We start from the raw sequence: 15,165 nt of genomic DNA, 5'->3' as shown, positions 1-15,165 counted from the left end.
TGGGGGACCGTGTGGGAGAGTAGGACACCGCCGAACAAACTTTGACGAGAGGGCCCTGCCGGGAAACCGGCGGGCCCTCTTCTTTTGTTGCTCCCGCCTTCCGGGGCCGCCTCCTGCTTCCCGCCCGCGGAATGCCGTGCCGTGCCGGAGGGCCGGTGGGGAGGGCATTCAGAGCCGGCCGGCGGCCTTGAGAGCGAGATAGGCGTCCGCGACAGCCGGGGCAAGCCCCTCGGGAGCCGCCTCGACGACCGTCACGCCCTGCTGCCTGAGCAGCGCCGTCGTGCGGCGGCGCTCGACCTCGTACTGTGCCGCCGCCGCTGCCTCGTAGACGCCTGCCACGGAGCCGCCGGCCCGGGCCATCTCGGCGATCCGGGGATCACCCACCGCCGCCACCATCACGTGGTGGCGGCGGGTGAGACGGGGAAGCACGGGCAGCAGCCCCGACTCCACCGGGCTGCTGTCCAGTCCGGTGAACAGCACGATCAGAGACCGGCGCGGAGCGCCGGCAAGGGCCGCCGAGACCATGCCCGCCGCATCCGTCTCGATCAGCGCGGACTCCAGCGAGGACAGGGCCGTGACCACCGCGGGCAGCAGTTCCGACCCCGTCCGGCCCCGCACCGACAGCCGGACCCTGCGGTCGTAGGCGAGAACATCGACCCGGTCTCCCGCATGGGAGGCCAGCGCGGTCAGCAGCAGGGCCGCGTCCATGGCCGCGTCCAGACGCGGGACATCCCCGACCCGGCCCGCCGAGGTCCGGCCGCTGTCCAGCACCAGCACCAGGTGACGGTCCCGCTCCGGGCGCCAGGTGCGGACGGCCACCGAGGACTGCCGGGCAGTGGCCCGCCAGTCGATCGAGCGCACCTCGTCACCGGGCACGTACTCCCGCAGGCTGTCAAACTCCGTTCCCTCACCGCGTGTCAGCACCGTGGTACGCCCGTCCAGCTCGCGCAGCCTGGCCAGCTTGCCCGGCAGGTGCTTGCGGCTGGAGAACGCCGGCAGCACGCGCACCGACCAGGGAACCTCGTGGTTGCCCTGCCGCGCGGCCAGGCCCAGCGGGCCGTGCGACCGCACGGTGACCCGGGCGGCGGAGCGCGACCCGCGGCGGGTGGGGCGCAGGGTCGTGGTCAGCCGGCGGCGCTCGCCCGCGGGCACGGTCAGCCGGTGCCTGGCCGCGCTGTAGGCCTCCCGGGGCTGCTGCCAGCTGCTGGGAGGCCAGGCATCCCGCACATCGGCCCGCAGCCGGCGCCCGGACGGATTGGTGACCGTCAGGTGGACCTGGGCCGGCTCACCCACCCGGACCGAGGTCGCACCGTCCCGGTGGAACCGCAGCGGCCGGACCGGCGCGGCCAGGGCCAGGTCCAGGACGACGGCCGCGAGCAGCGGCAGGCCCACGGCGAGGATGCCGTGCCAGCCGGGCAGGGCACCGACGACCAGGGTCCCCAGCGCGGCGAGCAGTGCGGTGCGGCCGGAGATCGCCATCAGCGGGGAACCGGGACGTGCGCCAGGATGCCGGTGATGACCTGGTCGGCGCCGACGCCCTCCATCTCCGCCTCCGGCCGCAGCCGCACCCGGTGCCGCAGAGTCGGAAGCGCCAGCGCCTTCACGTCGTCGGGGATCACATAACTGCGCCCCGACAGCCAGGCCCAGGCACGGGAGGTGTTCAGCAGGGCGGTCGCCCCGCGCGGGGAGGCGCCCAGGGCCAGTGACGGCGACTCCCGGGTCGCCCGGCAGAGGTCCACCATGTAGCCGGCGACCTCGGGGGAGACCGTCACCTTGCCGACGGCCTCCCGGGCCGCCGCCAGCTCGTCCGGACCGGCCACCGGCCGCACCCCGGCGGCTTTCAGGTCGCGCGGATCGAAGCCGCCCGCGTGCCGGTTCAGCACATCGATCTCGTGCTCGCGTGAGGGCAGCGGGAGCGTCAGCTTCAGCAGGAACCGGTCCAGCTGCGCCTCCGGCAGCGGATAGGTGCCCTCGTACTCGATGGGGTTCTGGGTGGCCACCACGACGAACGGGTCGGGCAGCGGTCGCGGCAGGCCGTCGACCGAGACCTGCCGTTCCTCCATCGCCTCCAGCAATGACGCCTGCGTCTTCGGCGGCGTGCGGTTGATCTCGTCGGCGAGCAGCAGGTTGGTGAAGACCGGTCCGGCCTGGAAGGAGAACTCCGCCGTGCGCGCGTCGTACACCAGAGACCCCGTGACGTCGCTCGGCATCAGGTCGGGGGTGAACTGGATGCGTTTGGTGCCGAGATCCAGAGCGGTCGCCAGGGCCCGCACGAGCAGCGTCTTGGCGACCCCGGGGACCCCCTCCAGCAGCACGTGTCCCCGGCACAGCAGCGCGACGACCAGGCCGGTGACGGCCGCGTCCTGGCCGACGACGGCCTTGCCGATCTCTACGCGCAGCGCCTCCAGGGCGGCGTGCGGGCTTCCTGTGGTGGGAGCGGTCACGAGCTGCGGTCCTTGTCTTTCGTCGCTGAGGTGGTCATCGGTGCCATGCGCCGTTCCAGGGCGCGGAGGTCGTCGGCCAGACGCACCAGCCCGGCGTCGTCCGCGGGGGCGGGCCCGAAGAGCAGCCCGCGCAGCAGCTGCGGCTGCTCGCCGGTGCGGGAGGCCAGCGCCGGGAGAAGCTCCTCGCCGGAGTGGGCGCCGGAGCGGGCGACTCCCACCAGGGGCGCGAGCCGGTCGCGGGTCGCGGTCCGCAGGGCCTCGGCGGCCCGGTCCCGTGCGCCGGCCCGGTGGTAGAGGCGGGCCCGGCCCTCGGTGGTCTCGGCGGCGCGCACCACCACCGGCAGCCGTTCGGTCACCACCGGGCCGAGCCGCCGGGCGCGCCACAGAGCGGCCAGCGCCACGGCGATGACCAGTTGCAGGGCCGCCCAGCGCCAGGCCGGGTCGATCAGGTCGGCGAAGCCCACGGCCTCGTCGGCGGCCGGCGCGTCCGCGGCCGACGGCAGGTACCACACCAGGTGCGGGCGGGTACCGAGCAGTTGCATCGCCAGCGACGCGTTGCCGTGACGGTCCAGGCGCTCGTTGTAGAGGATGTCGGGGGCGCCCAGCAGGACGGTGTCGCCCTCCGCCCCGGCCTCGCCGGGGCCGTCGGTGGAGCGCAGCGTGACCAGGGTGGGCAGGCCGTCGCTGGGGTAGCAGCCGGTGGCCCGGGCGCTGGGTCCGGGAATCTCGTAGCGGAAGCCGCCCAGATCCACGCTGCCCGCCCGCACGGCGTCCTCGGCCTCGCAGCCGGGCTCCAGTTCGGCCGTCCCGACGGGTGGCGCCGGGCGGACGCCGCGGGCGAAGGTCTCCAGGGCGGTCTCGCCGGGGGCCACCAGGACGGTCCGGCCGCCGCTGCCGGAAGTGGCTTCGTGCAGGCTCCGGCGCAGCGCCGGGCCGATGGCGTCGGGGCGGGTGACCAGGACGGTGGTGTCCGGGCCCGCGGCGTCGGCCGCCTCCTCGGCACTGGTGACGACCGTGGTTTCCACCCCCCGGGCGGCCAGGAGCTCGGCGATCGCCCGGCTGCCGTTGGGGGTGGCGGACCCGGGATGCAGGACACCGCTGTCACCGGCCCTGAGCAAGGCGATGAGCAGGCCCGTGAGCGCCAGCACGGCGGCGGCCAGCAGCGGGCCGCGGCTGCGCCGCCACAGGTGGCGGGCGTCGGGGGAGGTGGCCCGGGACGGTGCCTGGGCCCGGGGCGGAGTGTCCGGCTCCGGCGGGACCGGTGGGGCTGCGGGGGCGGTCACAGGGCGGCTCCGGCGGGAGGCACGGCGGAGAGGTCCGGTCTGGTGCGTGCGAGCTCCTCGTCCAGGGTGTGCAGCTGGGCGTGGTCCTGCGGACCGGCCTGCTGCCCGCCGTAGGTCACGGCGTCGAAGACGCCGGAGGCGGTGTGCAGCCGGGCGGCCAGGCCGGGCAGGACCCGCCCGGCCTCGGCGGCGGCCTCGTCGGCGGTGCGGCCGGGGCGGGGGTCGAGCAGGGCGCGTTCCTCCAGGGAGCGGACGATCGCCCGCAGCCGTTCCTGCACCGCCTCGTTCCAGCGGCCCGCCGCGGCGTGCTCCGCCGCGGCCGCGCGGTGCTCGTCGGCGGTGCGGAGCCGCTCCCCGAACAGTGTGCCGTCGCCCCGGCCCGTGGGCGTGCCGCGCAACGGGCCGAGCCGCATCCGCAGGGCGACGACGAGCGCCGCCACCAGCAGGATGATGACGGCCAGGCCCCACCACCCCCCGGGGGTGCGGATGGCGAGCGAGTCGAGCACCTCGAAGACGTGCTCCCAGACCCAGTCGAAGGCCCGGCGGAAGAGCCCCGGCCGCTGGTCGGCGTAGATCTGCCGGGACAGCTCCTCCTCGGCCGCCTCGCGGGCCGGGGCACGGGGAACGGTCAGTGGTGGGCCGGGCTCCTCCGCCCGGCGCCCGGCGACCCCCAGCGCCTGCCTCACGGCCTCAGCTCCCCGCACCCGGCTCGTCGTCCACGCCCGCGGCGCGGGCCAGTTCCAGGTCGAGGGCCTCGCGGCGGATGCGCTGGTCGATGTAGAGGAGTGCGGTGGTGCCGGCGCTGATCGGCAGGGTGACGGTGGAGGCGAGGACCGAGCCGATGCCGCTGACCGCCAGGTAGGTCCAGCTCAGCTCGGTGACGCTGCCGTCGAAGACGTTGCCGGCGCCCTCCCCCGAGACGAGACCGGCGATGATCGAGGCCGGGAACTCGATGACGCCCGCCACCACCAGCAGCAGCACGGCGACCAGCAACTGGATCCCGAAGACCCGCCACCAGGAGCCGCCCACCAGCTTCCACGAGCGGCGCATCGCGTCACGGATCCCCTCGCGCTCCAGCATCAGGGCGGGAGTGGCGAGGGAGAGCCGGACGCCCAGCCACACCGCGAGCACCAGACCGCCGAAGAAGGCCAGCACCGTCAGCGCGAGGCTGCCGGTCGTTGCGGCGAGCAGCATGGGGACGACGAGGGCACCCACGGTGATCAGGACGACCAGGAGTACCAGGCCGAGCAGCCTGAGCAGCCGGTGGCGGGCATCCTGCCACGCCTCACCGAGGGTGACGCTCCGGCCGAGCACCGCGCGGGCGACCACGATGGTGAGCAGCGCGGTGGCGAGCACCGTGGCCAGCAGCGTGAAGATGCCCACAACCGAGCTGAAGCCGAACAGGTCGCCCATCGCGTCGCGGACTTCGGACTCGGTGGGCTGCGGGTTGTTCTCCAGGGCGGCGAAGCCGGAACTGTCGCCCAGCCAGGTGCGCATGGCGAGGATGGAGAACAGCTCGACGAGGATCGCGATGCCCAGCGTGATGCTCAGCACCGTCCGCCAGTGGGCGCGGGCGGTGGACACCGCGCCGTCCAGGATCTCGCCCACGCCGAGCGGGCGGAGCGGGATGACGCCCGGCCTGGGCGCGATGCTCCCGGCCGGCGGACCGCTCCAGCCGCCTCCCCCGCTCCAGCCGGACGGGCCGGAAGAACCCGGGGCGCCGGCCGGACCGGGCGGCGGGGCTGCCTGCCACCCCTGCGGCTGCCCGGTTCCGCCGGAACTTCCTCCGGAGGGCCCGGGCTTGTCCAGCCGGGGGCGGCCGTCCGCGGTGCCGTCGGGCCCGGCGCCGTCCTCGGGGCGGGGGGAGCCGGGCGAGGTCCAGCCCGGTGAGTCGCTCATCATCGCTCCTTCACGGGTCCTGGCGCCCATCGTGCCATGGCGCCGTACTGGCAGACTGTTCGAATGGCTGAACAGATGCTCCCGACGCTGCGCTGGGCGGAGCCGCCGGACGGACCGGCGCTGGTGCTGCTCGACCAGACCCGGCTGCCGGGGGCCGAGGTGGAACTGGTGTGTACGGAGGTACCCCGGCTGGTGGAAGCCATCCGGGCCCTCGCGGTACGGGGCGCGCCGGTGCTCGGCCTGGCCGGTGCCTACGGGGTCGCCCTGGCGGCGGCCCGCGGCGACGACGTGGCGCGGGCCGCGCGGTCGCTGTCGGATGCCAGGCCCACCGCGGTGAATCTCGGGTACGGCGTCCGCCGCGCGCTGGACGCGTACCGGGCGGTGGGCGGCGGCCCGGCGGGGGCCTCGGCGGCGCTGGCCGAGGCCCGGGCCCTGCACCGTGAGGACGCCGAGGCGAGCGAGCGGATGGCCGCGCACGGGCGGGAGCTGCTGAGCGGACTGCTGCCCGGCCGGCCACACCGGCTGCTGACGCACTGCAACACCGGCGCTCTGGTGTCGGGAGGCGGTGGAACCGCGCTGGCGGTGGTGCGCGCGGTGCACGAGTCGGGAGAACTGGAGCGGCTGTGGGTGGACGAGACCCGCCCGCTGCTGCAGGGTGCCCGTCTCACCGCCTACGAGGCGGCCCGCGAGGGCATGCCGTACTCCCTGCTGGCGGACGGCGCGGCGGGCTCGCTGCTGGCCGCGGGACAGGTGGACGCGGTGCTGATCGGTGCCGACCGGATCGCCGCCGACGGCTCGGTGGCCAACAAGGTGGGAAGCTATCCGCTGGCGGTGCTGGCACGCCATCATGGGGTGCCGTTCGTCGTGGTGGCCCCCACCACGACGGTGGACCTGGACACTCCGGACGGCGGGGCCATCGAGATCGAGCAGCGCCCGGCGCACGAGGTGGCCGAGCTGATCCCCGGGGTGCCGGTGGCGCCCGCGGGGGCCCGCGTGTACAACCCCGCGTTCGATGTGACTCCGGCGGCGCTGGTGACCGCCGTGGTCACCGAGCGCGGGGTGGCTTCCCCGGTCACCGCGCCAAACATCGCCACAGTGTGTTCTGGATCACTTCCGCAGACGTCACGATCGGGTAATGGGATGATGAAGGCATGAAGGGACGCGTACTGGTCGTCGATGACGACACCGCTCTGGCCGAGATGCTCGGCATCGTGCTGCGCGGGGAGGGCTTCGAGCCGTCGTTCGTCGCGGACGGTGACAAGGCCCTCGCCGCATTCCGGGAGATCAAGCCGGACCTGGTGCTCCTCGACCTGATGCTTCCCGGCCGGGACGGTATCGAGGTGTGCCGGCTGATCCGGGGCGAGTCCGGGGTGCCGATCGTGATGCTCACCGCGAAGAGCGACACGGTCGATGTCGTGGTCGGCCTGGAGTCCGGGGCCGACGACTACATCGTCAAGCCGTTCAAGCCCAAGGAACTGGTCGCCCGGATCCGGGCGAGGCTGCGCCGTTCCGAGGAGCCGGCGCCCGAGCAGCTGGCGATCGGCGACCTGGTGATCGATGTGGCCGGGCACTCCGTCAAGCGCGGGAGCCAGGCCATCTCGCTGACCCCGCTGGAGTTCGACCTGCTGGTCGCCCTCGCCCGCAAGCCCTGGCAGGTCTTCACCCGCGAAGTCCTGCTGGAACAGGTGTGGGGCTACCGGCACGCCGCCGACACCCGGCTGGTCAATGTCCATGTGCAGCGACTGCGCTCGAAGGTGGAGAAGGACCCCGAGCGCCCCGAGATCGTGGTGACCGTCCGCGGCGTGGGCTACAAGGCAGGATCAGGCTGACGTGACCGACCGGCTGTGGCGGCACAGCTCGAGACTGCTGCCCGAGGGGGCCACGGGTGCCCGCGCCCAGCCCGCCATCCGCATCTTCGGCCGCTGGGCCCGCGGGCCCCTGCTCCCCGTGCTGCGGCTGTGGCGGCGCAACATCCAGCTGAGGGTGGTGGCCACCACTTTGCTGATGTCCCTCGCGGTGGTGCTGGTGCTGGGCATCGTCGTCATCGGCCAGGTCCGCAACGGACTGCTGGAGGCCAAGCGGCAGACGGCCATCAGCCAGGCCGAGGGCGGCTTCGCCGTGGCGGCGGACCTGGCCGTGGCGGCGGACGAGGCCGAGGATGTGGCCGCCGGCCGGGCACCCGACCCGGGAACCTGGCTGACCGGGATCGTGGAGCAGCTGGGCAGCGGCGGGCAGGGCGTGTACTCGGTGGTCGCGCTCAGCTCCGAGCTGTCCGGCACCCCGTTCGCCGGGGAGGGCGGTGTGGCACCGCGGGGCCCGCGGGCCTCGCCGGACGTGCGTCCCGAGGAGAGCATTCCGCAGGAGCTGCGGCAGGCGCTGGACGCCAACCCGTCGATCCACCGGCAGTACGGCACCATCGTGCGCCCCGACGGCAGTTCCGAGGCCGCGCTGATCGTCGGCAAGCGGCTGACCGACAACCTGGGGTACCAGTACCAGCTCTACTACCTCTTCCCGTTCACGCAGGAGGAGAAGTCGCTGGCCCTGGTCGCCGGCACGATCGCCACCGCGGGGGTCTTCCTGGTGGTACTGCTCGGTGCCATCGCCTGGGTGGTGGTGCGGCAGGTCGTGACCCCGGTGCGGATGGCGGCGCGGATCGCCGAACGGCTGGCCGCGGGCCGGCTGCAGGAACGGATGAAGGTCAGCGGCGAGGACGACATCGCACGGCTGGGCGAGTCCTTCAACAAGATGGCGCGCAGCCTGCAGATGAAGATCCAGCAGCTGGAGGAGCTCTCCCGCATGCAGCGCCGGTTCGTGTCCGACGTCTCGCACGAGCTGCGTACGCCGCTGACCACCGTGCGGATGGCCGCGGATGTCATCCACGAGGCGCGCGACGGGTTCGACCCGGTCACCTCGCGCTCGGCGGAACTCCTGCTCAGCCAGCTCGACCGGTTCGAGTCGCTGCTGGCCGACCTGCTGGAGATCAGCCGGTTCGACGCCGGCGCCGCCGCCCTGGACGCCGAGCCCACCGACCTGCGGGACGTGGTGCGCCGGGTGATCGAGGGCGCCGAGCCGCTCGCCGAGCGCAAGGGCAGCCGGGTACTGGTGCGCGGTGACGCCTCGCCGGTGATCGCCGAGGTGGATCCCCGGCGGATCGAACGGGTGGTGCGGAATCTGGTGGTGAACGCGGTCGAACACGGGGAGGGCCGCGACGTGGTCGTCCGGCTGGCTCTGGGCGAGGGCGCGGAGTACGGGGGAGCGGCGGCGATCGCCGTGCGCGACTACGGCATCGGACTGGGCCCCGGGGAGGCGGAGCGGGTCTTCAGCCGTTTCTGGCGTGCCGATCCGGCCCGGGCCCGGACCACCGGTGGTACCGGGCTGGGGCTGTCGATCGCTATGGAGGACGCCCATCTGCACGGCGGCCGGCTGGAGGCGTGGGGCGAGCCGGGCGGCGGTGCCCAGTTCCGCCTGACCCTGCCGCGCACCGCGGGGGCCGTGCTGCGCGGCTCCCCGGTCCCGCTGGAGCCGGAGGACTCGCGGCGCAATCGCGCCCAGGCGCTGGGCACCGCGGCGCTCTCCACGAGCCGGACCGGACCGGGCGGCGGCCCGCGGGGGCCGGCGTCCTCGGGTACTGTCCCCGCCGAGTCGCGGGAGGATGACGCCCGTGCGTACTGACACCGCCGGCGCTGCCCGTTCCCCCCGCCGCTCCCGGATACGCGGGCGGCTGGCCGCCGCCGTGACGGGAGGGGCTCTGCTGCTGACCGGCTGCGCCTCCATGCCCGGCAGCGGAGAGGTGCAGCGTGTCGACTCCGGACAGCGCGCCGACGGAGACTCCCAGGTCAGGGTCTTCGGAGTCAGCCCGCAGGAGGGAGCCCTGCCGCAGCAGATCGTGCGCGGCTTCCTGGAGGCCGTCACCAGCGACGAGGCCGACTTCCGTACCGCGCGGGAGTATCTGACGCCGGAACGCCGGGAGGACTGGGACCCGTTCGCCGGCACCACGGTGCTGTCCGCCGGGCCCGACTTCGGGACGATGGTCAGCGAGCCCGAGCCGGACGGTGCGGACAGGTTCAGCATCGAGCTGAGCGGCACCAGGCTGGCCTTCGTCGACGGGCTCCGCGTCTACGCCCCGGACGAGGGGCCGTACCGGGAGAGCTTCCAGCTGACGCAGGTCGACGGGGAGTGGCGCATCGGCACCCTGCCGGACGGGCTGGTGCTGGGCGAGGCGGACTTCCGGCGCATCTACCGCTCCGTCAACACGTTCTATTACGCGGATCTGGGGCCCGAGAGCCAGTCCGTGGAGGGCGCGGGGAACGTGCTGGTCGCCGACCCGGTCTATGTCCGGCGCCGGATCGACCCGGTGGGCGAGACGGTGGCCGCGCTGCTGACCGGGCCGAGCGAGTGGCTGGCCCCGGTGGCGCGCACGGCGTTTCCCGCGGACGCGCGTCCGGCCGGTGACCGGCGGGCCGCGGTCGACGACTCCGGGGTGCTGACCGTGCCCCTGGCGGGGGTTTCCGCGAAGGAGCCGCGGTCGCGCTGCGAGCGCATGGCCGCCCAGCTGCTGCACACGGTGCAGGGGCTGGCCCCCACCGAGCTGCGGGAGGTGCGGCTGACCGGGCCGGACGGGAAACAGCTGTGCGCGCAGACCGCCTCCCAGGCGCAGGACCGCGCGCCCGGACTGCTGGCCGGAAACGCGAGCCGCCAGTACTTCCTGGACGACAACCACGCGCTGGTCTACGTGCTGGAGAACGAGCAGCGGCCGCACCGGGCGGCCGGCGCGCTGGGGAACCGGGAGACCCAGTTGCGCCGGGCCGCGGTCAGCCGGGACGAGACGCTGGCCGCCGGGGTCTCGCGGGACGGCAGCGGTCTGTACGTGGCGCCGCTGTCCGGTGACGAACCCCTGGAGCCGCCGGTGTATGCGAGCGCCACGGCGGGTGAGGAGGGCGGTCTCAGCGCCCCGAGCTGGGACGGGCTCGGCGATCTGTGGATCGCGGACCGGGCACCGGACGGGCCGGGACTGCTGCGCCTGGCCGGCGGCAGCGGGACCCCGCGGGAGATACCCGTGCGCGGGCTGCGCGGCGACCAGCGGATCGAGGCGCTGCGGGTGGCCTCCGACGGTGTCCGGATCGCGCTGCTGGTCAGCGACGACGGTACGACCACCCTGCAGCTGGGCCGGATCGAGCGGACCGGGACGGTGGAGTCGGGTGAGGTGGCGGTGGAGGGCCTGCGGCCGGTGGCACCGCACCTGGAGAACGTCGTCGCGGCCTCGTGGGCCGGCGACAGCAGGCTGGTCGTCGTCGGGCGCCCGGCCGACGGCGTGGAGCAGCTGCAGTACGTGGCGACCGACGGGTCGTCGTCCACCACCGCCGGTGTGCCGGGGCTGAACGACGTCACCGGTGTCGCGGCAGCCGAGGACGAGAGCCGGCTGCTGCTGGCCGAGACGGCCAACGGCATCGCCCGGCTCCAGCCGGACGCGAACTGGAAGCGGGTCACCGAGGACGGCTACGCGCCGGTCTACCCGGGCTGAGAACGACGACCGCCCCGTCCCCCGTCCGGCCGGTGGAGGAGAGCACCCGGGGGGCGTGCTGGTTCCCCGCGCTGGAGGAGCGCGGCGACGGCCGTCAGGGTGGGACGGTGCGTGAATGGTGGCGGGAGATCGGGGCGCTGGTGCTGCCGGCGGTGTGCGCGGGGTGCGGTGCTCCGCCCGTCGTGCTCTGCGAGCACTGCCGCGGCGAGCTGTCCGGGAAACCGGCCCGGGAAGTGCGGCCGGTCCCGGCCCCGGCCGGACTGCCGCCGGTGTACGCCGCGGCCCACTACGCGGATCAGCCCAGGGCCGTGCTGCTGGCTCACAAGGAGCGGGGGGCACTGCCGCTGGCCGCCGCTCTGGGGGATGCCCTGGCCAACGGGGTGCGGGCGGCGGCCGGGGCCAGCCGGGGCGGCCCGCTGTGGCTGGTGCCGGTGCCTTCGGCGCGCTCCGCCGTGGCACGGCGCGGCCACGACGCGGTGCGGCGCATGGCCCTGGCGGCAGCCGGCCGGCTGCGAGGGGAGGGGGTGCCGTGCCGCGTCCTGCCGCTGCTGCGGCAGCGGCGTCCGGTGCTCGACCAGGCCGGGCTGACGGCCGTGCAGCGGCTTGCCAATCTCACCGGTGCCCTGGAGGCATCCGTCGGCGGGCTGCCGGACGACGGTGTGGTGGTGCTGGTCGACGACATTCTGACCACGGGTGCCTCGCTCGCCGAGGCGGCCCGGGCGGTGCGCGCGGCGGGTGGGCGGCCGGCCGCCGCTGCAGTGGTCGCGGCGGTGGCCGCGGCCCCGCGCGGGGGCCGGCCGGGGTACCCGCACAGGAGGTGACAAGGGCCGCCCGGGGAAGTGATGGGGGCCGGTCAGGGGTGCCCGGACCCCGCCGTCGGAGGTACTTTTCTGTCATGGGGCACACGCTGCACCATCACCGCACAGGCGGACAGGACGCACATGTCCTGCGATGGTGTGACGTCCCTGTCTCTCTCTGTTTCCCAGGGGTTTCGATGGACCCCAGGCGGATAAGGAGGTGACAACCGCAACCCGACCCAGCGCCGGGCGGGCCCCGTGGAAGCGGGCGGTTCCCGGCACAGTTGCACCAAGGAGGCGTTCACCGCACAGGTGAACGCATCCGGAACGGAGTTCTGCGTGGACATCGTCGTCAAGGGCCGCAAGACGGAAGTACCGGAGCGTTTCCGCAGGCATGTGGCCGACAAGCTGAAGCTGGACAAGATCCAGAAGCTCGATGGCAAGGTGACGCGCCTCGACGTGGAGGTCTCCAAGGAACTCAACCCCCGCCTGGCGGACCGCTCGGACCGGGTGGAGATCACGCTGCGGCACCGTGGACCGGTGATCCGCGCGGAGGCGGCCGCCGCCGACCCCTACGGCGCGCTCGACCTCGCGGTGGAGAAGCTGGAATCGCGGTTGCGCCGCCAGCACGACAAGCGCCGCACCCGCCGGGGCAAGGGCCGTATTCCGGCCAGTGAGGTTGCCGCGGTCGTCCCCGACGCGGCCCCCATCAACGGCAACGGAGAACTCGGCAGCCGGCCGGAGAGCGAGGAGCTCCCGGTCACGGGCAAGGCCGGACCGCTGGAGGTGGAGGGAGAGGGCCCGCTCGTCGTCCGGGAGAAGACGCACAAGGCGGCACCCATGTCACTCGATCAGGCGCTCTACGAGATGGAGCTGGTCGGTCATGATTTCTACCTCTTCGTCGACGCCGACACCAAGCAGCCCAGCGTGGTCTACCGGAGGCACGCCTACGACTACGGCGTGATCCACCTGGAGGCCGACCCGCTCGCCCGGAGCGAGCCGCACAACGGCGGTGGAGCTCTCGGCAGCTGACCGCACCGGACGTGCGCTCCTGCGGGACGGCGGCGCCCCTTGGCCGGAACAGTGGTCCGGCGGGGGGCGCCGCCGTGGAATCATGTCCCGACCGGCCGGGGATCTCCGTTCTCCCGGCCGTCGCGCCACTGCGTTTCAGGGGGAGGAAGCATGGAGGACAGCCTCGGGCCGGCGGCCTCCCGGGAGCCGATCCGGGTCCTGGTCGTGGACGATCACGAGCTGTTCCGGCGCGGTCTGGAGATCGTCCTCGAACAGGAGGAGGACATCCACGTCGTCGGTGAGGCGGGGGACGGGGCGGAAGCGGTGGAGAAGGCCGCCGACCTGCTGCCCGACATCGTGCTGATGGACGTACGGATGCCGCGGCGCGGCGGGATCGAGGCCTGCACCTCCATCAAGGAAGTCGCCCCCAGCGCCCGCATCGTCATGCTGACGATCAGTGACGAGGAGGCCGACCTCTACGAGGCGATCAAGGCGGGGGCCACGGGCTACCTGCTCAAGGAGATCTCCACCGACGAGGTGACGGCCGCGATCCGGGCGGTGGCCGACGGACAGTCGCAGATCAGCCCGTCGATGGCGGCCAAACTGCTGACCGAGTTCAAGGCGATGATCCAGCGCACCGACGAGCGCCCGCTGGTGCCGGCGCCCAGGCTCACCGACCGCGAGATCGAGGTGCTCAAGCTGGTGGCCACCGGGAAGAACAACCGGGAGATCGCCCGGGAGCTCTTCATCAGCGAGAACACGGTGAAGAATCACGTCCGCAACATTCTGGAGAAGCTGCAGCTGCACTCCCGTATGGAGGCCGTGGTCTACGCGGTGCGGGAGAAGATCCTGGAGATCGGCTGATCTCGGTTCAGCTTCCGCCGCCGGCCCGCCCGAGCTCGGCGACCAGGGCGGCGTGCAGTTCGTCCGGGGTGGTGCGTTCGACCCGGACCGTGGAACACCCTGTCCAGCCGGCGGCTTCCCACAGCGCTTCGGCCATCGCCGGCACGGCCGCCCTCGCCCGCCGAGGCTCCCCCTCGAACGCGGCATGCCGGGCCACCAGCGTCGAGCCCTCCCGGGCCGGGTCCACCCGGCCCAGCAGCCGGCCGCCGGACAGCAGCGGCATGGCGAAGTAGCCGTGGACCCGCTTCGGCCGGGGGACGTACGCCTCCAGGCGATGTGTGAAGCCGAAGATCCGCTCGGTGCGCGGCCGGTCCCAGATCAGGGAGTCGAAGGGCGACAGCAGCGTCGTGCGGTGCCGGCCGCGCGGCGGTGCGGCCAGCGCGGCGGGGTCGGCCCACGCGGGCTTGCCCCACCCCTCGACCTCCACGGGCACCAGCCCGGTGTCGGCGATCACCGCCTGCACCTGAGAGGCGGTGAGCCGGTGGTAATCGGCCAGATCCGCCCTCGTGGCCACCCCCATCGCGACGCCGGCCTGAGCCACCAGCCGCCGTATGCACTCCGCGTCCGTCAGGTCGTCGTGCAGCAGCGCGTCCGGGATCGCCCGTTCGGCCAGGTCGTAGACCCGCTTCCAGCCGCGCCGCTCGCCGCACACCACCTCGCCGGTGTCCAGCAGCCACTCGACAGCGATCTTGGTCTCCGACCAGTCCCACCACTCGCCGCCCCGCTTCGCGCCGCCCAGTTCCGAGGCGGTCAGCGGGCCCCGCGCGGCCAGCTGCTCGCGCACGGCGGCACACGAGCGCTCCGAGTCCGCCAGGGAGTGCCAGCGGCGCCCCCCGGCCCGGCGCGCCCGGCGCCGGAAGGCGAACAGCGGCCATTCCTCGACCGGCAGCACGCAGGCCGCGTGCGACCAGTACTCGAAGGAACGGCCGCCCGACCAGTACGCCGCCTCCACGTCCGCGCGCCCCACGGCGCCCAGCCGTGCGTACGGCACCAGTTCGTGGGAGCGGGCCAGTACGGAGATGGTGTCGAGCTGGACCGCGCCCAGTCTCCGCAGCACGCCGGGCACCCCCGCCCCGCGGTCCACGGGGCCCAGCAGCCCCTGGGCGGCCAGTGCGATCCGCCGCGCCTCGGCGGCGGAGAGTTGGGCGTCTGCGGGAGTCATGGCAGTGATCGTAGGGGCGGCCACCGACAGTCGTGCCGGGCCGACCACTGACAGTCGTCCCTCTGCTCGCATACGATGGCCGGTGCGGCGGGACCGACCTCGCTGTGCCCGCGCACCAGCACCCGACCGTGCCAGGCCCGACCGG

The 15,165-nt window shown here is 73.9% G+C and carries 13 protein-coding genes; 7 read left to right on the top strand and 6 right to left on the bottom strand.

Annotated features, from left to right (window positions below):
- Positions 1–168: 168 nt before the first annotated feature.
- From ABD299_RS22445 to ABD299_RS22425, 5 genes are read right to left on the bottom strand one after another with little or no spacing between them, the layout of a single operon-like run.
- Positions 169–1,479 (bottom strand): DUF58 domain-containing protein, encoded by a 1,311-nt coding sequence (locus ABD299_RS22445; protein ID WP_344265712.1) that lies wholly within the window; start codon positions 1,477–1,479, stop codon positions 169–171.
- The gene (locus ABD299_RS22440; RefSeq protein ID WP_344265709.1) at positions 1,479–2,444 is read right to left on the bottom strand and encodes an AAA family ATPase; all 966 of its coding nucleotides are present in this window, start codon (positions 2,442–2,444) and stop codon (positions 1,479–1,481) included. The genes ABD299_RS22445 and ABD299_RS22440 overlap by 1 nt, the downstream gene beginning before the upstream one ends.
- Positions 2,441–3,727, bottom strand: coding sequence for a DUF4350 domain-containing protein (locus ABD299_RS22435; RefSeq protein ID WP_344265706.1), 1,287 nt, complete (start codon positions 3,725–3,727; stop codon positions 2,441–2,443). Before ABD299_RS22435 ends, ABD299_RS22440 begins: the two co-directional genes overlap by 4 nt.
- Complete coding sequence (locus ABD299_RS22430) at positions 3,724–4,413, bottom strand: DUF4129 domain-containing protein (RefSeq protein ID WP_344265701.1); 690 nt, start codon at positions 4,411–4,413, stop codon at positions 3,724–3,726. The genes ABD299_RS22435 and ABD299_RS22430 overlap by 4 nt, the downstream gene beginning before the upstream one ends.
- A 4-nt stretch (positions 4,414–4,417) precedes the next feature.
- Complete coding sequence (locus ABD299_RS22425) at positions 4,418–5,626, bottom strand: DUF7544 domain-containing protein (protein WP_344265699.1); 1,209 nt, start codon at positions 5,624–5,626, stop codon at positions 4,418–4,420.
- A gap of 63 nt (positions 5,627–5,689) precedes the next feature.
- On the opposite strand from ABD299_RS22425, the gene mtnA reads away from it, so the two are divergent.
- From mtnA to ABD299_RS22390, 7 genes are all read left to right on the top strand, one after another.
- Entirely contained in the window at positions 5,690–6,781 is a 1,092-nt protein-coding gene (mtnA, locus tag ABD299_RS22420) for an S-methyl-5-thioribose-1-phosphate isomerase (protein WP_344265696.1), read from the top strand.
- Entirely contained in the window at positions 6,778–7,455 is a 678-nt protein-coding gene (gene mtrA, locus ABD299_RS22415) for a two-component system response regulator MtrA (protein WP_344265693.1), read from the top strand. Before mtnA ends, mtrA begins: the two co-directional genes overlap by 4 nt.
- Position 7,456: 1 nt before the next feature.
- Positions 7,457–9,298 (top strand): MtrAB system histidine kinase MtrB, encoded by a 1,842-nt coding sequence (gene mtrB / locus ABD299_RS22410; protein WP_344265690.1) that lies wholly within the window; start codon positions 7,457–7,459, stop codon positions 9,296–9,298.
- Positions 9,279–11,147 (top strand): LpqB family beta-propeller domain-containing protein, encoded by a 1,869-nt coding sequence (locus tag ABD299_RS22405; RefSeq protein WP_425581395.1) that lies wholly within the window; start codon positions 9,279–9,281, stop codon positions 11,145–11,147. Before mtrB ends, ABD299_RS22405 begins: the two co-directional genes overlap by 20 nt.
- 32 nt (positions 11,148–11,179) lie before the next feature.
- Entirely contained in the window at positions 11,180–11,968 is a 789-nt protein-coding gene (locus tag ABD299_RS22400; RefSeq protein ID WP_425581394.1) for a ComF family protein, read from the top strand.
- A gap of 315 nt (positions 11,969–12,283) precedes the next feature.
- Complete coding sequence (gene hpf / locus ABD299_RS22395; RefSeq protein WP_344265684.1) at positions 12,284–12,976, top strand: ribosome hibernation-promoting factor, HPF/YfiA family; 693 nt, start codon at positions 12,284–12,286, stop codon at positions 12,974–12,976.
- A gap of 150 nt (positions 12,977–13,126) precedes the next feature.
- Positions 13,127–13,819 (top strand): response regulator, encoded by a 693-nt coding sequence (locus ABD299_RS22390; RefSeq protein WP_344265681.1) that lies wholly within the window; start codon positions 13,127–13,129, stop codon positions 13,817–13,819.
- Positions 13,820–13,826: 7 nt separating this feature from the next.
- Here the strand turns inward: ABD299_RS22390 and ABD299_RS22385 are convergent, their stop codons facing one another.
- Positions 13,827–15,020, bottom strand: a complete 1,194-nt coding sequence (locus ABD299_RS22385) for a winged helix-turn-helix domain-containing protein (RefSeq protein ID WP_344265678.1) — start codon at positions 15,018–15,020, stop codon at positions 13,827–13,829.
- Between the last annotated feature and the right edge of the window lie 145 nt (positions 15,021–15,165).

Origin of the sequence: Streptomyces sodiiphilus (assembly GCF_039529215.1) — a bacterium.
GTDB lineage: Bacteria > Actinomycetota > Actinomycetes > Streptomycetales > Streptomycetaceae > Streptomyces > Streptomyces sodiiphilus.
The sequence above is the reverse complement of the archived record's forward strand: the minus strand, read 5'-3'. Positions and strand labels throughout refer to the sequence as shown.